The sequence below is a fragment of the Photorhabdus tasmaniensis genome (genome assembly GCF_011189505.1).
GTDB classification, from domain to species: Bacteria; Pseudomonadota; Gammaproteobacteria; order Enterobacterales; family Enterobacteriaceae; genus Photorhabdus; species Photorhabdus tasmaniensis.
The window spans coordinates 82807-109202 of the sequence record NZ_PUJU01000005.1 but is presented as its reverse complement, the minus strand read 5'-3'; the positions used below and the strand labels follow the sequence as shown (position 1 = coordinate 109202).

Sequence of the window (26396 nt, the reverse complement as noted above, 5' to 3'; positions counted from 1 at the left end):
TTTCATGGCAGAATTATAATACTGATTCTCCTGTTCAAACTTGGCAGGAGAAATAAATGCGCGTTACGCCGCAAAAAAAAGAGGTTATAAGGTCAGTTAACGATAAAAGATATCAGTATTAGTCTATTAGTTACTAATAACTGATATCTCTTTAATTTTATGCTCGTTCTGGTTTCAGGTTATTCAACCAGGTGCAGATTATTCATTAAAATTGCGGCAGATAATCACGATTTATCGCTAATACGTCATCCAAAAGCGGAAAAGCAATATCCACATCGGCAACCAGTGGGTTGGTGATCAATGCCCGCAATGCAGCGTTGCGATCGCCATGAACTGCTGCTTCAATCGTCAAACGTTCGAAGGTTTTTATCTGCTGGGTCAGAGAGTACATACTGTCAGGTAGGCGGCCAAATGTCAGCGGGTGAGCGCCCTCTGCATTAATGATACAGTTGGTTTCAATGACGGCATCGTCCGGCAGGCCACGAATAGCACCGCGATTAGGGGTATTAACCACCAGCTGGCTGCCAAGATTGTTGTGAATAGCGCACATCAGATCCAATGCAACCTCAGAATAGAATGCACCACCGCGGAAACTGAGCTGTTCTGGTTTGTGAGCAAGGTTTGGATCGGCATACAGTTCAAACAGCTCCTGTTCTACTTTCATGACTTGTTCTGCCCGTGTGCCTTGTTTGGCGGCGGCTTCGCGCTCTTCTTGCAACATGCTGCGGGTCTGGTAGAAGTAACGATGATAAGGGCAGGGGATTGCACCTAATGCTCTGAGTAATGGCGGGGGCCAGGGGGATTCTTTAATGTTATTCATGGTTAATGCTACACCGTTGCATAACATATCAAGTACCCGATGCGTTTCATCCCGCCCTGAAACCAGTACCTGATGTACCCAAACCATATGATTAAGCCCTGCAAAACGTAATTGCACATCTTGATAAGGGTGTTGCAGCATATTGGCAATCATATGGTGCATGGTGACCGGGACATTACACAGGCCGATAATTTTTGCTTTGCTGTAACGGGAAACCGCTTCGGTGACGATCCCAGCCGGGTTAGTGAAGTTAACAATCCATGCATCTGGCGCAAGTTGTTCAACTTTACCGGCGATATCCAGCAAAACGGGGATGGTACGCAGCGCTTTGGCAAATCCACCTACGCCTGTCGTTTCCTGACCGATTAAGCCATATTTCAGCCCCAGATGTTCATCCATAGCACGCGCCGGAAGCTGGCCGACACGTAATTGAGTCAAAATAAAACTGGCACCGCGAATTGCATTATCCGGTGTGAAATGTACGCTGACGATAACGTGTTCCAGGCCATGGCGGGCTAGCATACGACGGGTAAGTGCAGCGATAATTTCTACTTTCTGTTTTCCACCATCAATGTCAACTAATGCCAGTTCAGAGAGTGGAATGCTTTTGTTGCGCTGAATGAGTCCTTCTACTAACTCAGGTGTGTAGCTGCTACCGCCACCGATAACGGCTATTTTGATCTGTTTCATATTTTTTCCTCCTGTGATGGCATCCGGCGGTAGAGTTCAATCATATCGCCGGCAAGATCCTGAATAACCATCGCATTCATCAAGTGATCCTGTGCATGTATAGTGATCAAATTGACAGGCAATTTACCGCCGCCTTCATCCAACCCGATTAGAGTAGTTTGAATGGCATGCGCCTCCTTGATTGCCTGTTGGGATTCAGCCATCAGTGTTTGTGAAGCTTGAAAGTCACCGTTTCTGGCATGTTGTAATGCCATCAGCGCATGGCTGCGTGCGCTCCCGGCATGAATCAGCAGTTCGACAATAGTTTGTTCCAAATCCATGTGTAAATCCTCCGAAGATCATGGCTAAGATTGCGTTTCTACGCTGGTGGATATCGTTTCTTGTTGTTGTTTATTTTCTTCATTGATTAATTGCTTTTCATAAACTTTGAAGAAGGGATACCAGATAAATAGATCGATTATCATCAGCACAATAACCAGCACTGCCGCACGGTAATCCCAGGCGGCGGAAAGCATTGCACCGAATGGAGCCGGTGTGGTCCAGGGAGAGATAGCGACCATTTTATGCACCAGATCAAGATGTAGGGTGCTGTAAGACAAGACTGCATTGACCAATGGCACAACCAATAATGGAATTAATAGGGTTGGGTTCATAACAATCGGTGAACCAAATAGCAGTGGTTCATTAATGTTGAACATGGCCGGAACTGCGCTCAGTTTTCCGATAGTACGTAAGTGTATAGAACGGCTGCGTAGGTAAAGAATAGCCAGAGCCAGGGTGGAGCCGGAGCCACCAAGACAGACATAAAATGACCAATAAGCATCAGTGAGAATTTGGGTTGCAGCAACCCCTTGAGCCATTAATGCTGCATTGGTGGCAATATTTGCCATAAATATGGGGCTCAACAGGACAGTAACAATGTTGGCACCGTGAATACCGGCAAACCACAGTAGATTGGCAATCAGCACTGCCAGCATAATGGCGGGCAGTGTGTCACCAACGGAAATGAGAGGTTGGAAAATTTGCATTATGGCGGCAGGAAGCAGCAGATTGAATTCACTCTGCAAGAACACGCTGATCGGGTAAACCGTTAGCAAGATACCGATGACCGGATACAGAAGTTCAAAAGAACGGGCAATTGCCGGTGGTACTTGTGCCGGCATACGGATAGTGATGTTATATTTTTTTAATAAACGCGTCAGTTCAACTGACCAGATAGCGCAAATCAATGCGGTGAATACCCCTGCTCCTCCGAGAAAATCGAGTGCTATTTTGTTTTCTATTTGCGGTGCTGCCGCTAATAAAAATGCCATTAGTGACAGTAAAGCAGAAGTTAACCCATCCAGACCGTAGGATTTAGCCAGGCTGTAGGCCGTGCCAACGGAAACAAATATGCTCATTAATCCCATGGTCATAAAGTAAGGCATGGTGATGGTGTCCCAGTGAATTTTCGCAAAGGACAACCAAACTTGACCAAATGAGGATGAAGTTTGTGCATCAAATGGCGGGTTTGCCACAATTAGCATGATACTGCCGATGAGCAAAAATGGCATGGCTGAGATAAAACCGTCACGTATCGCACTAATATGTCGCTGGTTACCGATTCGTCCTGCAAGTGGGACAATATGGCTTTCTACGACACGTATGAAAGCAGTATAGAGGCTCATAGGGCACTCCGTATGATGAAGTTAATTATTCCAACAGGCTTAATGCCTTATCGAGAACTTTGTCACCACGGAGAGCGCCGTAATCCATCATGTCAATAATGTCTATCGGCTTGCCGAGTGGTTTGGCGATAGCGGAAAAATGAGCCAGCTGATGTCTTACTTGCGGGCCAAGTAAAACAACGTCGGCATCGGTTATTAGATGTTTTAATTCGATGGTAGAGGCGGCCTTGATCTCAATGTCCAATGCTCGTTTTGTCACTTCTGCCTGCATACGTTGTACCAGCATGCTGGTGGACATGCCAGCAGAGCAACACAATAGGATTTTTTTCATTACTTGGTTTCCTGTTTATTATGTCAGTTGATAATGGGGTAGGCGGTAAATCAGAGCGCCCCCACTTCTTATTAAGATTAGCACTTATGTTAAATTTGTTGCGATTTTGTTGGCATATTAATCTGAATAGTGTGAGGAATAGCGATAGAATGTGATCTTTATTTGTATTGAACGTAGCGTGAAAATGTCAGGTTGTACGGGGCGTTGCAGAGGGATTTCTTATTTCATGAAAATAGTGGGTTGCTCGTTTTTACGTCAACCGGACGTTGATTATTTATCATTTTGCTAATACACTGCATACCAGATGTGCCTAATGCCGAAGCAAAGAATTTCGGCTTTTTTTCAGAAGTGCTCCGACAACTGTTGGAGGAGACGATGAATAGTTATACAGTAAAAGAGAAGATGCCCGTCCTTATCCCAGAAGCAGATTTCAATATCAAGCTTAACATGACAGAGAAAAATGTAGAGCATACCCAGGCTTTCATTGAGCGTGGGGTGAAGGTTTTCTCTTTGCCTGGATTTGTTACACCACACGGTTATCGCTTATTAGCATCTGTTTCTGGCAATCAGTACAGATTAGTTACTGGCGCAGATGAGCCGGAAACGGTTTATGCTGTGAAACTGGAGTTTATGGAACACATTATTCCATCCAAAAACACATGCACACAGATACTTGTATGGCGTACAGTCCTTCCTCAGCATGATGGGGCTGTGAGAGGCTTACCACAAGAATTTTTCAGGTTCTTTCTTGAAAATTATTCTATTGTCGTGTCTGTTAGTGAGCAGACATCAGATGGGCGCAGGTTCTGGGAGCGTATGATTGCTTGGGCAATCAATGCTGATGGATATCACGTATATGTTTCTGATGGTACCAGAGAGGAGCGTCCGCTGAATTTGATTACATCATGGGATGATTTCTATATAACTTGGGCTGATTATTGTTGGGGCTACGACAAGGATTACCACTATCGTCGCCTTTTTGTTATCAGTAAAGAACTATTACATTGATCCTTCTGAAAACTGACAAATCTCACCATCTGACTATTCCCTCTTAGATAGCATGAAATTAAAAACTTAGCCCTTTCCTGCTTTCGCATTCAGAATATTTCACCAGTGCTTACAGGTTGTTCTGTATTGTGAATAAATATTGTACATTTAAGGCGAGGCTGACATGGGTTTAACTTATTGAATCCAAAAAATAGTTTTTTTATTATTTATCTATACAGTTCATTTACAACTATTTTCTGTGATAAACTTGTTTGCGCTTGTTACCTGCTCTGTTTGAGGTGCTTCTGAACACACCATCGCAGCTTTCATTACCTTTATATCTTCCCGATGATGAAACTTTTGCCAGTTTCTTTCCGGGGGAAAACGCCACTCTGTTAGCTGCACTCAAATTGGCCATTAATCAGCCGCATGGCAGCTATATTTATTTTTGGTCCCGTGATAGTGGGGGGCGAAGTCATTTGTTACATGCCGCATGTGCTGAATTGTCCCTGAAAGATGAAGCTGTGGGTTATGTTCCGCTGGATAAACGTGCCTATTTTATCCCTGAGGTGCTTGAGGGCATGGAACACTTATCACTGGTTTGTATCGATAATATCGAATGTATTGCTGGTGATGAAGAGTGGGAAATGGCGATTTTCAATCTTTATAATCGCATTCTGGAAATCGGTCGCACTTGTTTGCTTATCAGTGGCGATCGGCCACCTCGTCAAATTGATCTCAGGTTACCTGATTTAGCTTCCCGTCTGGACTGGGGGCAAATTTATAAATTACAACCGCTTTCCGATGATGAGAAATTACAGGCTTTGCAACTGCGTGCAAAATTACGTGGGTTTGAGTTGCCGGAAGATGTGGGGCGTTTCTTACTGAAAAGATTAGACAGAGAAATGCGGACGCTGTTTATGACATTGAATCAGTTAGATCATGCTTCGATCGTTGCCCAGCGCAAGCTGACGATTCCATTTGTGAAGGATATTCTGCATCTTTAAAGATGATGGTGATTTCACCATCATCATATCTACCGGATTAACCAAGAATTTCTTTTATTTGTTCCGGCGGGCGTCCAAGCCTGGCTTTATCACCACAAACGACAATAGGGCGCTCAATCAGTTTAGGATTGGCAACCATCACTTTCAGTAGATCGTGTTGGGTGAGTTTTTCATCGGCCAGATTCAACTCTTTGTATGGCTCTTCTTTCGTTCGCATCAACTGGCGCGCATCATGAAAACCAAGCTGTTTTAACAGAACAGATAATTGCTCTACTGTAGGAGGGACCTCCAGATAGAGAATAATCTGTGGCTTAATTCCTTGCTCTTCAATAAGAGCCAAAGTTTCACGGCTTTTGGAGCAGCGGGGGTTATGATAAATGATCACCTGTTGCATGAAAATTCCTTAACGTTTGTATTGATTGTAACGTTGTTGTAGCTGGCGTAACTGATCGATACGGGCATCATAACGTTCTTGATCGTAACTGCCTAATTTTACCAGTGCGCTGGCACTGCTGAGGTATTTAATGGCATTGTCAAACTGACCAAGAAGTGCCATTTCTTCAGCATATGCCGATAATTCTTCATGGCGTTTGCCTTGTTGGGCGGCGGCTTCCCTCATCAGGCTCCAACCGTTTAGATCATCAGGATTATTGAATGTATAACGGTAGAGCAGCTTTACAGCCTGTGGGTATTGCTTTGCGTGAACCAGTGCGTTTGCCAGATTAATCTGTAAGACCACATTGTCTTTTTGTTTCTGTAAGGCGTTTTGTAATCGGGTGATCGCCTGAGCCGTTCGGTTCTGTTCAATATCAATATCGGTCATCGTGTCAATAAACCAGAGGTTATCTGGTTGTTTTGCTAATAATGGTGCCAGAATCGCCCGTGCCTCAGTGTATTTTTTATCCTGAGAAAGTAAGATTGCCTGCCCATAAGCGGCGGCAAGTTGCTCTTTAGCTGTGCCTTGACGGTAATTTTCTAAAATCTGTTCCAGATAGTCGCGTTGCTTTGTGGTGTACATTGCCATAATACGGACCTTGGCGAACAGAAAATCTTGAGATTGTGGAACACGCTTGCCGGGGTATTGGTTAGCACGGTTACGAGCATCAGCAAGGCGGCTGTCAGGTAATGGGTGAGTGAGCAATATCTCTGGTGGTTTAGAACTGTAACGGGTCTGATCTGCCAGGATCTGCATAAAATCCGGCATACCTTGGGGATCAAAACCCGCTTTGCGTAGCGTCTGCATGCCAATGCGGTCAGCTTCCTGCTCATTGGATTGGGTAAAGCTGATCATACCTTGTTGTATACCGGCAAAAGTTCCGCTGAGTGCGGCCATTCCCGCTTGTGGGTTAGCCATCATCAACAGAATAGAGCCCAGCATACTTGCCCAGGCCAGTGGTGCGGTACGCTGCTGATCTTCCATCATTCGTGCCAGATGGCGCTGAGTGACGTGGGAAATTTCGTGGGCTACAACGGATGCCAGTTCGCTTTCATTACGGCTATAACGAAAAAGTGCGGCATGGAGTACGACGTTACCGCCAAAGAAAGCGTAAGCGTTAATATTTGGGTTATTGATCAGATAAAAATGAAAAGGTGTTTTAACTGAATCGGCATGAGCGACCAACCTTTGTCCAAGGGTGTTGATATATTGCGTCAATAATGGGTCATAAATCAGCGGAGCGTTGTCACGCATCTGGCGGACGTAAAAATCGCCCATTGCCAGTTCCTGATTGATACTCAAGGTTGAACCTGCCGTGGTACCTATATCCGGCAATGAATCTTCAATAGAGGCGCTGAGAACAGGGGGACTTACTAGCAATAGTGTACTGATTAATATTGCTGTCAGGGATTGTTTAGACCTTATTTTCATAAAACAAAAATGCTCTCATTTAGCCATCGCTTTAGATAATACGTGTATGATGAACAAGGGTACCTTAAAATTAACCAATTAGTACGATTTTTAATAAAAATAGAAACATGAATATTGCTATCAAGGAGCCAGGTCAATGCTGGATATGATTATACAGTGGTATCGCCGTCGGTTTACTGATCCGCAAGTTATTGCGTTGTTTGTCATCCTCCTGGCAGGGTTTTGCATTATTTATTTTTTACATGGTATTTTGGCACCATTACTGGTGGCGATTGTTCTCGCGTATTTATTGGAATGGCCAACTGCCAAACTTGAGACGCTGGGATGTTCGCGGACAGTGGCTGTTTGTATTGTGCTGATTATTTTTTCCGGGATCAGCTTGCTGGTTATTCTGATTGTGGCACCAACGGCATGGCAGCAGGGAATTAATCTGTTGTCGGATATGCCTAATATGCTTAACCGGTTTAATGAATATGCTCAAACATTACCGGCCCGTTATCCGGCTTTGGTTGATGCCGGCATCATTGATATGATGGCCGAAAATTTGCGCAGTAAGATTTCAACGGCTGGAGAATCTGTGGTGAAGTTTTCGGTAGCTTCATTAATTGGTTTGCTGACATTGGCTATCTACCTGATTCTTGTGCCTCTCATGGCCTTTTTTCTGCTAAAAGATAAAAACCAGATGCTGCAAGCGTTACAACGGGTTTTGCCCCGTAACCGTATTTTGGCCGGGCAGGTGTGGCGTGAAATGAATCAGCAAATCACTAACTATATCCGTGGTAAAGTGACGGAAATGGTGATTGTTGGTATCTGTACCTACGCTATATTCGCATTTCTTGGGTTAGATTATTCATTACTGCTTGCGGTTCTGGTTGGGCTGTCAGTGTTAATTCCTTATGTAGGCGCGGTGATTGTTACTATTCCTGTTGTACTGGTTGCTTTATTTCAATGGGGCGTCGGGACAGATTTCTGGACCTTGATTATTGCTTATTTGGTTGTTCAGGGGCTGGATGGCAATTTACTGGTGCCGATTTTGTTCTCTGAAGCCGTAAACTTGCATCCGCTGGTGATTATTCTTTCTGTGATTACTTTTGGTGGCTTATGGGGATTTTGGGGCATATTCTTTGCTATTCCGCTGGCGACGCTGATTAAAGCCGTTATTCATGCATGGCCGGAGGAGATGGTTATAACAGAAGACGATGAAATAAAAGAATAAATCTATTTTTAATATGAAAGTGGACTTTGTATTTATTTCTGGGTTAATACCGGTTATTCATTATTAGGGCAAGTACGGAATGGGAATCTCTCTCCCGTACTTGCCCCAGGTATCTTGAGTTGCTGAATGCGTACGATTAATTTTTTAGCGGTTTTTTATTAAAGATACTGTTTCAGATAATCCACCACGATCTGATGGTGATCACTGGTCTTAAATTTATCAAAAACATGCTCAATATTACCTTTGGTATCAATCAGGAAACTGATACGGTGGATACCATCATAGGTTTTCCCCATAAACTGTTTCTCACCCCAGACACCAAATTGTTCAGCAATTTGATGATCTTCATCGGACAGCAATGTGAAGTTCAGCATTTCTTTCTCCACAAAGCGTGACAGTTTACTTGGGTTATCGGTACTGATACCCAGCACCTCAACACCTAATTCCTTTAATGTATCCATTTCATCGCGCAGACCACAGGCTTGTACAGTACAACCAGGAGTCATTGCTTTAGGGTAAAAATAAACTAAAACACGCTGACCTTCGAAATCAGACAAGTTGATTGTTTCTCCATCTTGGTCAGGAAGGCTGAATTGAGGGGCCTTATCACCGGCTTTCAATGGGCTCATCACGTATTCTCCGTTTAATCTTTCTACTAAAGTGGTTCAAGAATACTAATACTGCCTTGTGCATTTAGATCTGTACATAGCTTATTAAACGTCTGCTTAATAATTATGCCGTCATCATCTAATAGACTGTGAGCAGTAATCTGGATTTGTAGCCGGGCAGGGATATCATCTTCTGGTGACTGTGTTTTTGATACCAGTTCAGCAATATTAAAATCCTGCGTGGTAAACAGATTGGTAAACTGCTCAACAATACCGGGTGAATCATCAACATCAACCTTAACGGAAACCGTGGAAGGAAATGTTGTATGATCATCACATCTTGTACGTTTCATGACGAGAAGAAGATCCAGCTCGGCCCCTTTCTGTGGCAGCGAAGATTCAATCATGGTGATGGCGTTCCAGCTACCGGAAAGCAGCATAATGAAGGTGAATTCCTCACCAAACATCGCTAAACGGCTGTCTTCAATGTTACAACCACATTCACTCACAAGACGAGTGATCGTGTTGACGATACCAGGACGGTCAGCGCCTAAAGCGGTTATAACGAGAAAATGTTGTTCTGATTGTGGCAAAGTCACTTTTCCTTCTCTGCTGTAGTTTATTTAAGGTAAACACAAAAAGGGTATACTGCCAAGGTCAATCGTATCAAAGTTGCTCTATTGTTCTCATTCCCCACCTTTGAATTTCAATAAATTACTTTGGTTATCACTTCTTTTTAATGGAGATTATCCGGTATTAACAAAATTCATTGAAATCCTGTGTTAAATAGTTTCCTTCTGTATGACTAGAAAGTACCATTGAACTCTTGTTTGTATAGGGGGGTATGTAATGTCTAGCGGGAGTTTTGAATTTACAGGCAGCATTGTTGCACTGGTAACACCAATGGATGCGAATGGTCATGTTGATAAGGCCAGTTTGAAAAAGTTAATTGATTACCATGTTGCCAGTGGTACATCAGCGATCGTTTCGGTAGGAACAACCGGAGAGTCTGCCACACTGAGTCACGATGAGCACGGCGATGTTGTTTTGACAACGGTGGAACTGGCCGACGGACGTATTCCGGTCATCGCCGGAACAGGCGCGAATGCGACTGCTGAGGCAATATCTCTGACGAAACGTTTTGAAAACAGTGGTGTTGTTGGCTGCCTGACGGTAACGCCTTATTATAATAAGCCATCGCAGGAAGGTTTATATCAGCACTTTAAAACGATCGCTGAACATACTGATTTGCCACAAATTCTGTATAATGTGCCCTCCCGTACAGGGTGTGATCTGTTGCCGCCAACTGTAGCGCGTTTGGCGAAAATTAAAAATATTGTCGCAATTAAAGAAGCTACAGGGAACTTAAGTCGTGTCAGTCAAATCCAAGAGTTAGTTAATGATGATAGCTTCATCTTGTTGAGTGGTGATGATGCAAGTGGGTTGGATTTTATCCAGCTTGGTGGTAAAGGGGTAATTTCTGTTACTGCAAACATTGCGGCTGCTGAAGTGGCTGAATTTTGTAAGTTGGCGTTGAGCGGCCAGTTTGCAAAAGCGCGTAAACTGAATAACCGCCTGATGGATTTACACCATCAACTCTTTGTTGAACCTAACCCAATTCCAGTCAAATGGGTATGTTACAAACTGGGGCTGATTGCTGATGACACGCTGCGTCTGCCGATGACGCCATTGACAGATGCAGGAAAAGTCTCAGTCGAAAAAGCCTTGAAAACGGCTGGATTACTGTAAAATTTAGGGAATTTTAATGGCAATATTGTTGCAAAAATCAAAGGTGATGAAAGCTGCTGGTATGTCACTGGTAGTGTTATTGGCCGCGTGTTCTGGTGACCAAAGTTATAAGCGTCAGATCAATGATGATGACACGTATCTTGAAACTCCGCCTCTGAAAGCGCTGAATGTTCCTGCGGGTATGATATTGCCATTACAGAATGGTGAATATGATATTCCTCCAACAGTATCAAAAGGACAGGTTGGCAAAGGGCTTGATATTCGCCCACCGTCGCAGGCATTGGCCCTGTTGAGTGGCACCCGTGCTGAAAATAGTGTGAAGAGCAGTAAATTACTGCTTGAAAACACACCTGAGAATAGCAATCTGTGGTCGCAGATTAATCATGTTTTGCTGAAAAAAGGTTACAAAGTTAGCCAGCGCGATGATGCTGGTCAGACACTGACAACCGACTGGATTGAATGGCCGCGTGCAGATGAAAATGTTCCGTATCAGATTCGCTATCGTATCAGTATTGCACACCAGAGTTATCAGATTGAATTATCAGTGACCAATGAAGGACTGAGACAAGGTGATCAACTAATCACTGATCCTATCGAAATCCAACGTTATAACGCACTGATGCTCAATGAATTGATCGAAGGTGTGAACCAACAGCGTGAACGGATTAGTGATAATACAGCCGCCCGCAATTTGGGGCCATTAGATGTACAGAGTGGCGGTGATACTTCTGGGTTACCTCAGATGATTGTTCGTGCGCCATATAATATCGTCTGGGATAGATTACCGGCAGCGCTGGAAAAAGCGGGTATGAAAGTGGGTAGCCGCAGCCGTTCGACGGGTTCTATCGCGGTAACTTATAAAGGTCTTAGCGCATCGGACTGGAAATCAATGGGGGTTAATGAACCTTCCATCAGCGAAGGTGATTATAAATTACAGGTTGGTGATTTGAATAACCGCAGTAGCTTGCAGTTCATTAGTGATAAAGGTAAACCGTTGACTCAATCACAAAATGATGAACTGGTTGCAGCATTGAAAGCCGCTTTCAGCCAGACGACAGGATTATAGATATAAATAAAGGGGCGAAATGAATTGCCCCTTTGTTGTAATAGTTAATGCAGCAAGTAATGGCCCTGAAAGAATTTTTGGATTCACGAAAAGCGGAATTTTATTTGCAGGTAATAATTCTGGTTATTTTAATTGGATGAGGAGAAGGCTGTTGGCCTAAAAATGAGTTCGTTTTGTAGACTAACCTGATAACGATAGAAAAAATCGACCTTTTGAACAGGATTTTGTTAGCAATCTGCTTTATTATTTATCTCTGACGTTTATTCAGTAGTGATATTTTGGAGTATATAAGATGCAGAAAAAAGCTGAGTTGTATCGTGGGAAGGCCAAAACGGTGTACACCACGGATGATCCTAATTTGCTAGTGTTGGAGTTCCGTAATGATACATCAGCATTGGATGGCGAACGCATTGAACAGTTTGACCGCAAAGGGATGGTGAATAACAAATTTAACCATTTCATCATGAGCAAACTGGAAGAAGCGGGTATCCCGACACAAATGGAACGTCTGTTATCAGACACCGAAGTCTTGGTTAAAAATCTGGATATGGTGCCGGTTGAATGTGTTATTCGCAATCGTGCTGCGGGTTCATTGGTTAGACGCCTTGGTGTTGAGGAAGGTGTAATATTGAATCCACCTTTGTTCGATCTGTTTCTGAAAAATGATGCCATGCATGACCCAATGGTGAATGAGTCTTATTGTGAAACGTTTGACTGGGTTAGCAAAGAGCATCTGGCTGAGATGAAAAGATTAAGCTACAAGGCTAATGAAGTATTGAACAAATTATTTGATGATGCCGGTTTGATTTTGGTTGATTTCAAACTGGAATTTGGTTTGTTTAAAGGGCAGGTGATTCTGGGGGATGAGTTCTCTCCTGATGGCAGCCGTTTGTGGGATAAAGAGACTTTAGACAAAATGGATAAAGATCGTTTCCGCCAAAGTCTTGGTGGCCTGATTGAAGCGTATGAAGAGGTAGCGCACCGTATCGGTGTTATTTTGGATTAATTGCGCAAACGATTACCTGGGCCGAAAGGCCCTTTTATTGATATAAATTCATTTTGGTTATAATTCTTTTATTTATTTTTTGTGACCAGATATTATCCGATAACATGGGTAGTGAATATAAATTAATTCAATGTAAGAGTAGATTACCGTTTTATTAGTCATAACTCGCTGAAATTATGGGCAACTCAAGGTGTGTCAATATTGAATGGAAATTCATTTATATAATCGCTATATATTTGTCAAAATCATTATAATTCGTTGGGATTATCACCGGTTTTTCCTCTATTTATGATTCATGGCTTGGAGCCAGTTATTTATTATTCACATTGGTGATATATCTTCCAATTAGGATGTTAAATAACCTTACGAAGGTATTGACATTATAGAATAAGATATAAATTTTGTTTTCTTGTGATAGTGTTTATAAAGACTTTAATCAGATAGTGATAAATGCGGATATTTTGCGATAATTGCATTTTGCTAACTGTGAACAAAATCTTGCTGTTGTAATCGATCTGTTATTAATAATCCCGATGTTGTGAATAACATCCCTAATTTTACTGAGGTGCCATAACCCAAAGATGGAAAACATCATGTCAAAGAAGTTAACTGTATGGCGGATATTGCTACATAGCGCCATACCGTTTAAGGGAACGGTTATATGTGCTTTTCTGGCTTTAGCCGTGACATTATCCTGTGATCTGAGCGGTCCTTATATTATCAGGAATTACGTTGATGAGGCGACATCAGGTACGACTGCTGATCAACTTATCGTACTGGCAATCATTTATATTTTTATCGCGTCGATTGGTGTGATCGGTAGTCTGGTAACCAGTTACATGAGCACTAAGGCCGGTTGGGGTATTGCTGATACCATTAGATACAAGCTCTTTCATCATGTGATGACAGTTCTACCTGTATTGGAAATAGAACGAAGATCGCAGGGCGAGTTGCTGGAAAATATTGAAGGCAATGCTGACATTATAGGAAAAACGATTTCTAAAGCGGGTTTCAAAGCCATTGCTAATTTAGCAATGACAATAGGTACATTGATAATTATATTCAGCGTCATGCCTCAGGCCGGTATTGCTATGGCTATTGTTGTCATACTGGTGGCCTATGTATTAATTCAATTAACTCGACTTTCTGTTCGTCGCTGGCTTATTGCACGCAATGAGAAAGCCCGAATCTTTGGTTTTATCGGTGATTCACTACATGCAATGGATGATTTACAACCATTGTCACAGGCGCATTGGCCGGCCACTGCATTTCGTAAGATGCTGTTGGTGTTACTCAAATTTGAACGCAGTGCCTATATTGGTGGCAGAGCGTTCTGGCCAATTACTCAGCTCTTCTTTGCATTGTGTTTCGGTATAGGTTTTGGTTTTGGGCTTCAATTACTTGGTGAGAACAGCTTAAGCATCGGGACATTGACCATGATTTATCTCTACGTTGATAAACTTCGCGAGCCAGTGGAGGAGATGTCATCAGAGATAGAGCTGATACAGAAATTATTTGCTGCTTTATCACTGGCGACAAAAACGTTAAATGAAGGTGCGCCAGGTAAACCATCAAATAATTTGTTGCCGGATGGTCCTCTTTCTATCCATTTTGATAATGTTGATTTCAGTTATAACGGGGAAGAAGCACAGGTTTTGCATGGTGTTAACTTTTACGTCGCTCCGGGAAGTAAAATTGGCATTATCGGCAGAACAGGCGCGGGAAAAAGTACCATTCTTAATTTGATGTGTGGATTTGCGAGACCCGACTCAGGAAGAGTGACTATTGGCAATATTGATGTCTCAACAATTAAACCTGAAGAGTTTGCCAAAAAGGTTTCCGTTCTTAGTCAGCGTTCTCATCTGTTTTCTGCAACGCTGCGAGAAAATTTAACGCTGTTCAGTGATGAAATATCTGACAAACAAATTTGGGAGGTCCTCGAGGAGTTAGATGCGCTTGAATGGGTCAGAGCGTTATCTGATGGTCTTGATACGCAGGTCGGCACTAATGGCCGAATGCTGTCAGAAGGTGAAATTCAGATGATTGCGGGTGCCAGAGTGATGTTGCAGCATTGTTCACTGGTGATTATTGATGAAGGAACATCTCAGCTTGATCCCCGGACTGAAGCGAGTTGGCTGAAATTGCTTGAAAAATTAAGCCGCAATCGCACCGTAGTAATGGTCGCACACCGTCTTCACACGCTTTCAGCCGTTGATGAAATCATCATTGTTGATGATGGACGGATCCAGCAGCGGATCCCAGAAGCTGAAATCGCAACGTTAACGAGCAACCATGGACTTATTGTATGACTGTATCCAGTGTATCAACTAAACCTAAAATGTTACCGGCTTTGATTGACCTCGTGAAAAGGTTTGCGCCTCTCTATTTCATCACTATGGCTGTGTGGACACTTATGCATGGTTTTCCTCTACTGGTTGGTTATTTGATTAGTCAGTTACTGGATAGAGCGATGAATGAACCTGCTAACCCTGTGGTCTGGTGGTTACTTGCTTCTGCGATAGCAACAATGGTTTTACGATCGCTGGTTCTCTTCCTGGGATTAAGCCTGGATTTTACGTTGATCTTTAAAGTCAGTGCTTACCTGAAAGAACGGGTATTGTGGGGTGTGAGCCATTGTTCCCACAATCAGAGACACACTTTTTCGCAAGGCGATCTTTTGAACCGCATTCGTGATGACAGTGATGAAATTGCAGAATTTTTGAGCTGGACCTCTGATTTTCTCTACCGTGCCTTACTTTTAATTATCGCATTAGTTGTGCTTATCAACACCGACACAATAACCACGCTTGCTCTTATGCCTATGATTGCGGGCCTTTGGATTGGGGCGATACTTAAACGCAAAGTAGGTAATTTACAGGCGAGTAAACGTCAATCCCAGGGAGATATTGCCGGCAAGATTACTGATGTTTTAACGGGTATACGCGATTTACGTCTTGGCAACAAAATTGAGGGGCAGATTGAGAGATTGTCGCAGAAATTTGTCAGTCGCCGGGCTATTCAAGCCAGACATCAGGTATTTACCGACCTGCTTTCTGGTTTGTTCAAAAATATTGTGATCCTTGGAACGTCAGCTGTTTTATTGATAGTCAGTAAACGAATCGTTGATGGCAGTTTTACCGTAGGTAATCTGGCATTATTTTTGACCTACATCGGCTGGATCAGTGAACAGATATTTTTCTTTGGTCGGGCCGTTGCCTATTACAAGAATGCTGATGTGTGTTATGGGCGAATCAAACAGCTTTTGTTAGATAAAAAAGAGACCAAAGAATATGAGCAAGATGAGAAAGGTGAGGCGCTGCATAAGTTGAGTGTTAATCATCTTGCCTGCTCAAATACTCAGCTCCCGGTTTCGTTTGAGGCGACGGCTAATCAAATTATTGGCATTGTTGGTGATATTGGCGCGGGTAAAACCACTTTTTTGCGTTACTTGATTGGCTTGGAAAAATCCAGTTCCGGCAGTGTGCTGTGGAATAACAGAGAAGTGTTGGGGAATGAAAACTGGTGGCGGAATCCACGTATCGGTTATGCCAGGAAGAAAGCAGGTTTTTTTGGTGGAACGGTAAGACAAAACTTAGCATTGGGTGATACGGATATTAACGATGATGTCATGGCCGCGGCTTTGGAGGCGGTAGGTTTGACTCCCGGATCATATGAATTACCGGAAGGGCTTGATACTGTCATTAATTCTGGCAATGCCGGGCAATTGTCTGGTGGTCAGCGTCAGCGTTTGGCTCTGGCCCGGATGCTATGCCGTCCTGCTGACGTTTATGTCGTTGATAACTGTGATTCGTCATTAGATGCAGATACGGCTCGTCGCTTGTGGTCCACTTTACCTGAGCGCTGGCCCGGTTTGTGGATTGTGGTTTCACACAATGCCGATCTGCTCGCTAAAGCTGACCATATTGTGACTGTTCAACGACAGAGGGAATTGGCATAATCCACTTGACATCCACTTCTGGCTAAGTCGATGGAAGTGGGTGTCAATAATGAAATGGGATATATTTTTTCTATATCAAACGAGGAGAGACTATGGTTAAACAAGCTGTTTTTACTATGAAACTTGAATCAGATTTGCGTGATCACTTTATGGCTGCCACGGCAGCAGAGCACCGCCCGGTCTCTCAAGTTGTCTGTGAACTGATGCGTGAGTATGTTCAACGTCATAAATATCGCGCTTTCCTTCAGGAAAAGGTTGATGTCGCACGCCAATCTGTAAAAGAGGGTAACGGTGTTGAACAGAGTGACGTAAAAACTATTTTTGCGGCTCGAAGAGAACAGGCAAAGGTTCGTAAGTGAACGTGATTTGGACACCTCAGGCGCTTTGCGATAGTGAGGCAATATGGGACGAGATTGGCAGTGAAACTGTCTGGATTTTAGCTTTAGTACATACATCACGGTTGTGGCCGCCGGAAACTGAGTAAAGACATGCTTGTTAAACACTTAATTGCCACATTGGATGGGGAAATACAGGTATTAATAACTGCGTTGCTTGACGAGCAGTGGGAAAGGGCCAGGGAATTGATGAGTGAGCCATTGCGTATGGCGGCTGATGATCTGGCCTTAACGGCGTTGGCAGACAGTTTGTGTAACTCAGATATTGCTATTATTTCCCGGCAGCAAGAGGCTTGCTGTCTGCAACTAAATACCTTGAATGGAAAACTCAACCTTTATATTGGGCTGAAAGATCAGCTAATTAGCTCGCTTATGTTGACTCCGTGCCCGCTACCTGATGCGCATGAACAGTCAGGCATCTTCACCGAAAAAAACCTAAGAGAGTTTGGTCTTGAAGATGTTCCAGACGGTCTGGTGTGCCTGCCATCCTCCCAAAATACTACAGCGCTTGTACTATTGGTTGCAGGTTCTGGTCCGCATTCGATGGATTATGATGTTGGGCCAAATCCACTGTTCCGCATGTTGGCACATGAATTAAGCCAACATGGTATCGCCAGTGTACGTTTTGACAAACGCTATTATCGCGCCTGTCAGGGGAATACCGACTCTGAGGCTAGCGATCTCAACACAGAAATTATTGATGATGCATGCAATATTTTAGCTAGTCTGATGGAACATGCTGAATTCTATAATGTGCCCGTCTTCCTTATCGGGCATAGTTTCGGCGGATATGTCAGCCCGCTAATTGCAAAGGGTTTGCGGCAAAGATCAGGCAGAAATATTATGGGCATTGCGATGCTGGCTACGCCTTTTCGTGGTTTACTCCAGGTGATTTTATCCCAGTTACAAGATGTTAATTTGTCCCCGGAATGTACCGCCCGCCCAGATACCTGCGGGAAAAACACCCCATCTCTCGCAGATTTCCTTGCCGTGCCAGATAGCTATCTCAAGCAGCTTAAGGATTACCACGCATTTACCTGCTTAAACAGCTTACCCGCAATGCCTCTTTTCTTCGTTCAAGGCGATCAGGATTTTCAGGTTCCGCATGATATTGACTTCACCATGTGGAAAACCGCATTACAGGGCAATAAACAGGTGGTGTTCAAACTCTATACGGGATTAAATCATATTTTGTTGCCCACGACAGGATGTACCGGTGGCGAGGATTATCTGCAACCAAGGCAGATCCCAGCGCAGGTGATTGCAGATCTTGCTGCATGGATCAGCCACCACTCATTATGAAACAGCAGACTGCGACATTAATCTTTTGTCATCAGATTGACCCAGTCATTGATTGTCGGCCACCGGACCAAATCCGCAAATTTGACTGGATACCCTGCATACTTTAGCCGATCAACCAGCATCAGCATTTTTATCGAATCGAAACCGATATCAAAAAGATTTTCATCTGCCGGTATGGCCTCAACTTCTGGGTGAAGAGCCATAATTTCCCGGTGTAGAATTTCATACAAAAGCTGATTTTTCATTGAGCCTCCAAAGTTGCATTAAACAAAACAAACTACAATTCCCTGATCCCTTCGATCGGTGCAGAGGCTGCTGCGCGATGTGATGGATAGACACCAAACACTATCGTGATGAAGCATGTCGAGAGGGAAGCTAATAAAAAGGAGTAAAAAGAGAAACCAACAGCAATATCAAATAACGATAATATTCTGAAACCGATAAATGAGAATAATAATCCCAATAACGCACCCAATAATGAAATCAAAAATGCTTCGGTAAGAAACTGATAAAAAATATCGGAATAACTTGCGCCTACGGCAAGCCGTATACCAATCTCCCGTCTACGTTCTCTGACACTGATCAGAATGGTATTCATAACACTGACACCGGCAACAAAGAGTGTGACTGATGAAATTGCCAGCAGGAAAAGGTTAATTTGTGATTGAGTTTCATGCAGTGTGTTCAACAACTCGGTGGTATTACGTATCTCATAGCTTTGTTGACGTTTAAACCGTGACAACCGTTCTTCAACGGCGTGTTTAACCGGTTCGACATGGGCCGCATCTTTGGCTTTCAATACTATGCCACTGGGCTGTGTATTGCCGAACAGTCGCACCAGATAACTGTTTCTTGGTAAAAACGCGGTATCATCGACCCCGGCATCCATACCTTCGCCTTTCTGTGCCAAGATACCAATAACCCGCATGGAGATGTCGTTGATCTTGATATTTTGCTCAGATGCGGTTTCCTTTTGCGGAAAGAGTCGTTCGGCTAAGGAGGCACCCAAAACAACGACATTTGCCAGGGCAATATCTTCTTGCGGTGTATAAAAACTCCCTCGTTCAATAACCAAATTACGGATAACCGCTATATCCGCATTGGCACCGATTAATTGCGCATCAGCAGTGCCTTGTGGAGAAACTATTGTTCCTGTAGCCGTGGAAAAAAGGGTGCTGTGGCTGATATGTGGATTACCTGAAAGTGACGTTATATCTGCTTGTGTCAGATAGTCATGATGAGAAGCAAAAGCGCCGTTTTCCTGCCCTTTGTATTTCACTGAAATGATATTACTCCCCATTGAGGAGACCATTTTGACAATATGATCCTGAGTTGCCGATCCAACGGCTTGCATGATCACAATTGAGGCTACCCCGACAGCAATACATAACAAAGTCAGGAAGACCCGTGTTTTATGTGCGGCAAGGGAACGTGCTGCCATCTTGAGATTAAACAGGATAACAGTAGAATAAACGTTAAACTTTAAGGATATTTTACTCATGCCTATTGAGTCACCAAAGAACCATTATCCAGATACAGCCTGCGTTTTGCATATCCAGCGACAACTTGATCATGCGTCACCAGGATGATGCCACATCCACGATGATGTAATTCAGTAAAAAGCCGCATGAGATTGGCCGCATTGGTGGTATCCAATGCACCGGTAGGTTCATCGGCAATAATAAATTTCGGATTGTTGATTAATGCGCGGGCTACAGCAACGCGTTGTTGTTCTCCCCCAGAGAGGTGACGCGGGTATTTAGCTAATAACGGATTAAGATGGAGGCGATCTATTAAATAATTGAAGTGTTCTCTGTCATAATCGAAGTTTCTTTTTAAATAGTACCTGGGCATCAGGATATTTTCATCAATGCGGTAGTTATCGAGCAGGTTATAGTTTTGAAAGACAAAACCAAAATATTTCCGCCGTAAAAGCGCTAATGAGTGAATCTTTTGCTGAGTCACCTTGAGGTCGTTAATAATATATTCTCCCGCACTGGCGATATCTAAAAGCCCGATGATATTCAATAAGGTACTTTTCCCTGAGCCGGAGCGCCCAAGAATGGCAATATAGTCATTCTGGCCGATTGTTAAGCAAATATTTTTCAGGACAAGATGCTTTTTTTTACTCTCATTGCCGTAGGTCTTGCAGATATTATTGAGTGTTATCATTTTTACCTCCGGCATTATCTTGTTTGGCCAGCACCACGATTTGTTCGTTATTCTGCAATCCGCTGGTAACGATTGAGCGTACGCCGTCGTTATGCCCGACAAGTAATTTTCTGACTACGATATTGCCATCTTTCATCTCACGTAAAAAATAGGCGGTTAGATTATCATCCAAAGGTTGATGCCGCTTATTATTCAATACATCACTGGGGATAGTCACTACCCCGGTGCTTTCGTGTGTCACAATAGTGACATCAGCACTCATACTGGGTTTTAGCAGGAAATTGTCATTAGGCACATCAAACAGAACGGTATAATAAACTGCATTATTAATTAAGTCGGGTTTATACATAATCTTCTTAACATTACCGTGCCATATATGCTGACTTGCCCCATAGGTCCTAAAGGAGGCCTTTTGCCCCAGTACGATTTGGTTAATATCTGCCTCGGAAACTTTTGCATAGACAGTCATATTCTTGAGATCAGCAATCTGCATGAGAACTGGTGTTTGTTGATTAACATTCAGGGTTTGCCCTGGATCAACATGGATTGCGGTCACTACGCCGGCGATAGGTGAATAGATTTGGGTATAACTGAGGCTGACTTCTTCATTACGCAAAATATGTTCATTTTGCCGGATATCAGCATTGAGGCTTTCAATTCTGGCCTGACTTTTTTTCACGCCAAAAGTGGCTTCATCCAGCAATTGCTGGCTGGTTGCAGAGTGCTGGTTAAGTTGACTCTGGCGTTTTTCCGTGATGGACAGAAGTTCATAGGTGTATCGTTCCTCCTTTAGCATGGCACGTAATTTTTCCAGCCGTGCGCGGCTTGCTTCAACTTTGGTGCGATAAAAAGTGTCATCAATACTGGCAACCAGCTTACCTGCTTCGACAACATCTCCGACCTCAACATGCAATTGGATTAACTGGCCTGAGATTTGGCTACCAACGTTAACCTGGCGGGTCGGTTGTATAACACCGGCAGCGCCTACTATGGTGATAACATCACCCAGTGTTCCGGTGATGATTTGTTCTGTTATAACCGCAGGCGTTTCTTGCCGATTGAATTTGTCATAAATCACAGTAAGAAAAGCGATCATGATGATAGTGATAACTATCCATTTCTTTTGTTTAACCAGCACAATCAGCATCCATATTCGTGTTTGTTATCATTGCGGATCGACAGGCGCCAAGCCATATTGCGCACCCGTACAATCCAATAGGTCCAGCAAAAATAGCCCCATGTCGCTGATGATATCTTCTGAGAAAATATCATCGTCGTAGAGCCACTCCAGGCCTATCCCGGTTGGTGAATTGACCAGTTCAAGCGCGATATCCCCTTTAGGCTTGAGCCCTTTGATTTTCTCTTTTGTGCAATGGGTTTCACCAAGATGTAAACCGGTGGAGAATCCTATTTGAGAAGAGAAGTAATAAGCGATTTCCGGTAACTGCATTCCGTGGTGGTGGTGAAAGTGTTGTTTTAGATACGTTAGCGAGATATTTGAATGGGCATTTGCATCCATCAGGAAATCACGGACATACCTGGATACGTTCATTAATGAGGTTTCCGCAGTAACATAGGGCAGTAGCAACGTTGTAGCAAAGCTGCCGACACTCTCGAATGACACAGGAGGAACGCGGTTGGCACAAGGGATACCTAGGATCAATTCGTCTTTATTAAGTAATGATCGGATAGTCATCAGAAATGCCCCAATCACGATCTGTTCCAGAGTCACCAGGTGTTTTTTCTGCACGCAGGACAGTGTGGTAATTAATTGAGGAGACAACGGCATTGAGTAGCGTCGGCCACGAACCCGAAGATTAGCCCCTGATATAATATCTCGCTGTCCGGCAACAGAAAGTACGTTGAGCAATTTTTCTGTCCAAAAATTTAATGTTTCGTCCGACATGCGCTGATTAATGATGCTAATGTTTGTTTCTGTAGTCGCTGTAATTTTCGCTGCATTATCCGTATAAGCTGAGGATAATTGTTGTAATACATGAGCAATCGACATTCCATCACAAAATGCATGATGGAAATTTAACAAAAGATAATGCTTATGCTCTGCTATTTTCAACAATTTAAAACATACCGGTGGATTGTCCTGCAATGACATCGGCTTGAATGCCATATCATTTAAGATTTTGCGCAATGAAATCTCAATATTGATGCCAGTAGCATGAGTCAGATCGATATATTCAAAGGGCAGGTTTTCTTCGGTTGCAGGTAAAAGGGTTAAAGAGAGTTGCCCATCCGTCATAGTGACTCTTTGGCAAAGAGCAGGGAAACATTGCAGGGTATACAGCAAAGCAGAGCGTAATTTCTTTAAATCGATATTACCGGCCAGATGATAATATAACGGGATATTATGGGCACCTGAACGATTAGAAATAGTATCAATTATCCAATAATACTGGTCATGTTGTTCTGTCAGGCAAGTGCTATTTTTGTGGGTTAGAACTGGCATCTGCCCCTGTTGAATGACAGATTGCAATAAATAACCCAATCTGGGGGATTGGTAAAAATCTTCTAGGCGGATAGAACAATCAAAACATTGCTGGATCTTATTAATGAGCAATAATGCTTTAAGCGAAGTACCGCCTGCGTCAAAGAAATTCGTATCTTCATCAACAACTCCATCGTTATCTCCAAAGACCTCGCGCCATAATGTAAAAAATATTTCGCGTTTTTCTCCTTTAATCTGTGAAACATTCTCTTCTTTATTCAATCCTGTCACGGAGGTGGAATAGTGGGATAATGCTGATTCGACAATAAAAGGCACCTGTAATTTGGGATAACATCCCCGCAGGAATGAGACGATTTCGTGACGTGCAATTGAATATGAGTCATGAGGGATAAATATATTGATATACTGATACCCGGTTTCATTTTCCTTTATCGTTAAATGAATTTCATCAATATGAGTTGCCGCTGTAAGTATTTTTTGCATCTCTGCCAGATCGACACGTTTCCCATCAATTTTATGCTGTTTGTCCAGTCGTCCAACGAAATTTAAATTTCCCTGGGCATCGTAAAACCCGCGATCTCCTGTTAAATAATAGATTTTTCCATCGTTTAGTTGTAAGAATTTACACGAGGTTGACTGATTGTCGTTAATATATTCGGTACATATAGAATCCCCACGAATACATATTTCTCCACTGCTGCCGCTGATAATATTATCAGTTCCATATTCCCGAATGACAATAGTACTATTTGCCAATGCTTTACCAATAATATTACCAGGTTGGAACTCATCATCTATTTTGTGACAGCTTGCCACAACACAACATTCTGTTGGGCCATAAGAGTTAATCAGAGAAATTCCGCCTCCTACTTTTTCCAACCAATGGTGGATGGCTTTATCCATTGCCAGATCGCCGCCAATAATTGTCATTCTGATGGTCGGTGACAATTCTTTAATGGCTGCATGCAGGAAAAAGACAATTTGGTGCCAATAATTCGTAGGAAAGTTAACGACAGTTACCGATTGTGCATGGCAAAATGAAAACAGTGAATCAAGCTCAACGATCATGTGATCACTGGCAATTGCCAGTGTCGCTCCCAGATAAAAACAGCCAAATACTTCCTCAATATAAGCATCGAAAACCGGAGTACTGAAATTAAGAATAACGTCATCTTGTTGAATACCATACCTATCTGTCATCGCGGCTAAATAAGCATAAAGCCCCTTGAAAGTTATCGGTACCGCTTTTGGTATTCCGGTGGTGCCTGATGTAAAAAAGATATAAGCTTCATCCTCTTTGGTCGCCGGGCATTTTATGTCATTTCCCGGAGATATCCGGGAAGGGAGTGTGTTCATATCTTCAATAAAGAAAATCTGCGTATTATTAATATCATTCACTTTCTCATGATGGTGACGAGAAGTTATTAATAAAGAGATATCCAGCCCATGCAATATATTGCTGATTTCTTCTCGTTTGAATGTCATGTTGATTGGAATAAAGCATAATCCCGCAGTATGGATTGCTAATATAGACAATAAGGATTCCATTCCTCTGGGTAATAACACTGCTATTCTTCGGTTTTTTAGGGGGCAGGATAATAGCAGTTGGCTGAAAGTTAATAATTTACTGTAAAGTTCATGGTAATTAAGGCAATATTCGGAGTTTATTGTGGTTTGATTTCCGAAAATTACTGCTTTTTTATTCGGCGATATTGTGGCGATTTGTGCTATTTTGGTAATTATGTTCTCTCTGATGGGGTGATTAACGACAATATTCTCTGGAGTTTCCATGTCAGATATCATATTATCCATAAGTTTGATTTTTTTATATTTTTCCCAATATGTTTCGACAGTTTCATTGATATTTTCTGCAATGGCGTGATAAATACGTAAATAATCATCAATCAGAACATCGGTGGTAAAGGTACTGTACAGGCGGCTTGCTGCATCCAATTCAACTAATGCTGACTTTTCGTCAGAAGAAAACCGGATATTAACCCCATAATCATTTACTGCGCCGGAAGCCATACAGCCGCGCATCGCGCGATTATTTTTCATAAGATCATGTTCAATCTCATGTAATAAATTGACATAAGGGACAGCGGTTAATTGATCTGCCCGGCTTATCGCGCCATCATTTAAATCACTTATATCAATACGGCTATGCCTGCTATGCAGACTAATTTGCGACTGCATTTCCATGAGGATCTGTTTTATCGTTGTTCCTGGCGATAAAGAAACCATAAGAGGTAACGTGTTCATCGCCGGGCGATAATAACGGTATTCTCCTTTGTCACGTCGGTTAGAGAAAGGTAAATTAATGATGCTTGTTGATAAACGGCCCCGTTGGGTTATTTGCAAGCATAAGGCTAATATCATCATTAATTTATCATTAAAGGTGAAACTGTCGTTGTTTGCGGTGAGAGGTCGGCTCACTTTAATTGATTTCGAGGGAAACAGGCGTTTTCCGGCATAATCCTCTAATTTGGGAAGTTGTTTGAGGTAATTATCCCAATAGTTTTTGTCGTTGGCATAATATGCGCTTGCTTTATATTTAACATCATTAAGATAAGCTTGGTAGGTAAAAATAGACTCTGATGTTGGGTGAAATAGTTGTTGTTCATAACAGGACAAAACATCGTGAATCAACTGACTTATGCCCCAATAATCTGTGGCGACATGGTGAGCGATAATTCCCCAAAAGCAGCACCCAACATCATTAAAATAAAGATAATGCCTGATCGTCACACCATTTTCAGGAGCCAGTGGTTCAGTTATTCTTTTGTCGAAATCGGCTTTTGTAGCGTGTTCTATTGCCGGATTTGACAGTTTTATTGATATAACTTCGATCGGTGCAGAACACTTCTCCTGAAAAATATTTTGTTCAGAAATACGGTAACGTAAGGAAAAACCATCATTGAAGTTATGAATGGTCATAATGGCCTGTTCCAATCTTTCCAGACTAATACTGCCATTGAAGCTGACGAATTCGCCGACATTGAAGACAGACTTATCGTCAGCAACAGTATTAGCAATGGCTAAACGGAGCTGTGTATAGTTCAACGGCCAATAATTGTCGCTATATTCCATT

Annotated in this window: 23 protein-coding genes; 10 read left to right on the top strand and 13 right to left on the bottom strand. The window is 42.8% G+C overall.

Annotated features, from left to right (window positions below):
• Window positions 1–205: 205 nt before the first annotated feature.
• From C5471_RS03380 to C5471_RS03365, 4 genes are read right to left on the bottom strand one after another with little or no spacing between them, the layout of a single operon-like run.
• Window positions 206–1510 carry a 6-phospho-beta-glucosidase gene (locus C5471_RS03380; protein ID WP_133812713.1) on the bottom strand — a complete coding sequence of 435 codons (1305 nt, stop codon included), beginning with the start codon at window positions 1508–1510 and terminating at the stop codon, window positions 206–208.
• Window positions 1507–1830, bottom strand: coding sequence for a PTS lactose/cellobiose transporter subunit IIA (locus C5471_RS03375; RefSeq protein ID WP_133812714.1), 324 nt, complete (start codon window positions 1828–1830; stop codon window positions 1507–1509). The genes C5471_RS03380 and C5471_RS03375 overlap by 4 nt, the downstream gene beginning before the upstream one ends.
• Window positions 1831–1854: 24 nt before the next feature.
• Window positions 1855–3177 carry a PTS sugar transporter subunit IIC gene (locus C5471_RS03370; protein WP_133812715.1) on the bottom strand — a complete coding sequence of 441 codons (1323 nt, stop codon included), beginning with the start codon at window positions 3175–3177 and terminating at the stop codon, window positions 1855–1857.
• Between the two features lie 25 nt (window positions 3178–3202).
• Window positions 3203–3508: a PTS sugar transporter subunit IIB gene (locus tag C5471_RS03365; RefSeq protein ID WP_021325670.1), complete on the bottom strand. Its 306-nt coding sequence runs from the start codon at window positions 3506–3508 to the stop codon at window positions 3203–3205.
• 375 nt (window positions 3509–3883) lie between these two features.
• Between C5471_RS03365 and C5471_RS03360 the strand changes: the two genes are divergently transcribed.
• Together C5471_RS03360 and hda are read left to right on the top strand one after the other, a co-directional pair.
• Entirely contained in the window at window positions 3884–4516 is a 633-nt protein-coding gene (locus tag C5471_RS03360) for a hypothetical protein (protein WP_133812716.1), read from the top strand.
• 278 nt (window positions 4517–4794) lie between these two features.
• Window positions 4795–5502: a DnaA inactivator Hda gene (hda, locus tag C5471_RS03355; protein WP_133814184.1), complete on the top strand. Its 708-nt coding sequence runs from the start codon at window positions 4795–4797 to the stop codon at window positions 5500–5502.
• Window positions 5503–5539: 37 nt separating this feature from the next.
• On the opposite strand, the gene arsC is transcribed toward hda, so the two are convergent.
• Together arsC and bepA are read right to left on the bottom strand one after the other, a co-directional pair.
• The gene (gene arsC / locus C5471_RS03350) at window positions 5540–5896 is read right to left on the bottom strand and encodes an arsenate reductase (glutaredoxin) (RefSeq protein WP_133812717.1); all 357 of its coding nucleotides are present in this window, start codon (window positions 5894–5896) and stop codon (window positions 5540–5542) included.
• 9 nt (window positions 5897–5905) lie between these two features.
• The gene (bepA, locus tag C5471_RS03345) at window positions 5906–7369 is read right to left on the bottom strand and encodes a beta-barrel assembly-enhancing protease (protein ID WP_133812718.1); all 1464 of its coding nucleotides are present in this window, start codon (window positions 7367–7369) and stop codon (window positions 5906–5908) included.
• A 136-nt stretch (window positions 7370–7505) separates the two neighbouring features.
• On the opposite strand from bepA, the gene C5471_RS03340 reads away from it, so the two are divergent.
• Window positions 7506–8585, top strand: a complete 1080-nt coding sequence (locus C5471_RS03340; protein WP_133812719.1) for an AI-2E family transporter — start codon at window positions 7506–7508, stop codon at window positions 8583–8585.
• 158 nt (window positions 8586–8743) lie between these two features.
• On the opposite strand, the gene bcp is transcribed toward C5471_RS03340, so the two are convergent.
• The gene (bcp, locus tag C5471_RS03335; protein WP_133812720.1) at window positions 8744–9214 is read right to left on the bottom strand and encodes a thioredoxin-dependent thiol peroxidase; all 471 of its coding nucleotides are present in this window, start codon (window positions 9212–9214) and stop codon (window positions 8744–8746) included.
• A 26-nt stretch (window positions 9215–9240) separates the two neighbouring features.
• On the bottom strand, window positions 9241–9786 hold the full coding sequence (locus tag C5471_RS03330; RefSeq protein WP_133812721.1) for a glycine cleavage system transcriptional repressor: 546 nt from the start codon (window positions 9784–9786) through the stop codon (window positions 9241–9243).
• A gap of 256 nt (window positions 9787–10042) precedes the next feature.
• Between C5471_RS03330 and dapA the strand changes: the two genes are divergently transcribed.
• From dapA to C5471_RS03295, 7 genes are all read left to right on the top strand, one after another.
• Window positions 10043–10942 (top strand): 4-hydroxy-tetrahydrodipicolinate synthase, encoded by a 900-nt coding sequence (gene dapA / locus C5471_RS03325; RefSeq protein WP_133812722.1) that lies wholly within the window; start codon window positions 10043–10045, stop codon window positions 10940–10942.
• 16 nt (window positions 10943–10958) lie between these two features.
• Window positions 10959–12008 carry an outer membrane protein assembly factor BamC gene (gene bamC, locus C5471_RS03320; protein WP_133812723.1) on the top strand — a complete coding sequence of 350 codons (1050 nt, stop codon included), beginning with the start codon at window positions 10959–10961 and terminating at the stop codon, window positions 12006–12008.
• Between the two features lie 292 nt (window positions 12009–12300).
• The gene (gene purC, locus C5471_RS03315) at window positions 12301–13014 is read left to right on the top strand and encodes a phosphoribosylaminoimidazolesuccinocarboxamide synthase (RefSeq protein WP_133812724.1); all 714 of its coding nucleotides are present in this window, start codon (window positions 12301–12303) and stop codon (window positions 13012–13014) included.
• Window positions 13015–13607: 593 nt separating this feature from the next.
• Entirely contained in the window at window positions 13608–15323 is a 1716-nt protein-coding gene (locus C5471_RS03310; RefSeq protein ID WP_242688554.1) for an ABC transporter ATP-binding protein, read from the top strand.
• On the top strand, window positions 15320–16972 hold the full coding sequence (locus C5471_RS03305; protein ID WP_133812725.1) for an ATP-binding cassette domain-containing protein: 1653 nt from the start codon (window positions 15320–15322) through the stop codon (window positions 16970–16972). Before C5471_RS03310 ends, C5471_RS03305 begins: the two co-directional genes overlap by 4 nt.
• A 92-nt stretch (window positions 16973–17064) precedes the next feature.
• The gene (locus C5471_RS03300) at window positions 17065–17331 is read left to right on the top strand and encodes an antitoxin of toxin-antitoxin stability system (protein WP_133812726.1); all 267 of its coding nucleotides are present in this window, start codon (window positions 17065–17067) and stop codon (window positions 17329–17331) included.
• Window positions 17332–17460: 129 nt separating this feature from the next.
• The gene (locus C5471_RS03295) at window positions 17461–18669 is read left to right on the top strand and encodes an alpha/beta hydrolase (RefSeq protein ID WP_133812727.1); all 1209 of its coding nucleotides are present in this window, start codon (window positions 17461–17463) and stop codon (window positions 18667–18669) included.
• Between the two features lie 17 nt (window positions 18670–18686).
• Here the strand turns inward: C5471_RS03295 and C5471_RS03290 are convergent, their stop codons facing one another.
• The 5 genes from C5471_RS03290 to C5471_RS03270 are packed head-to-tail and all read right to left on the bottom strand — an operon-like array spanning window position 18687 to window position 26395.
• Window positions 18687–18914 carry a phosphopantetheine-binding protein gene (locus C5471_RS03290; RefSeq protein WP_133812728.1) on the bottom strand — a complete coding sequence of 76 codons (228 nt, stop codon included), beginning with the start codon at window positions 18912–18914 and terminating at the stop codon, window positions 18687–18689.
• A gap of 32 nt (window positions 18915–18946) precedes the next feature.
• A complete protein-coding gene (locus C5471_RS03285) occupies window positions 18947–20170 on the bottom strand; it encodes an ABC transporter permease (protein WP_133812729.1) in 1224 nt (407 codons plus the stop codon).
• Between the two features lie 2 nt (window positions 20171–20172).
• Window positions 20173–20841, bottom strand: coding sequence for an ABC transporter ATP-binding protein (locus C5471_RS03280; protein ID WP_133812730.1), 669 nt, complete (start codon window positions 20839–20841; stop codon window positions 20173–20175).
• Window positions 20825–21988 carry an efflux RND transporter periplasmic adaptor subunit gene (locus C5471_RS03275; protein ID WP_207627152.1) on the bottom strand — a complete coding sequence of 388 codons (1164 nt, stop codon included), beginning with the start codon at window positions 21986–21988 and terminating at the stop codon, window positions 20825–20827. Before C5471_RS03275 ends, C5471_RS03280 begins: the two co-directional genes overlap by 17 nt.
• 18 nt (window positions 21989–22006) lie before the next feature.
• Complete coding sequence (locus C5471_RS03270; RefSeq protein WP_133812732.1) at window positions 22007–26395, bottom strand: condensation domain-containing protein; 4389 nt, start codon at window positions 26393–26395, stop codon at window positions 22007–22009.
• Window position 26396: the final 1 nt, after the last annotated feature.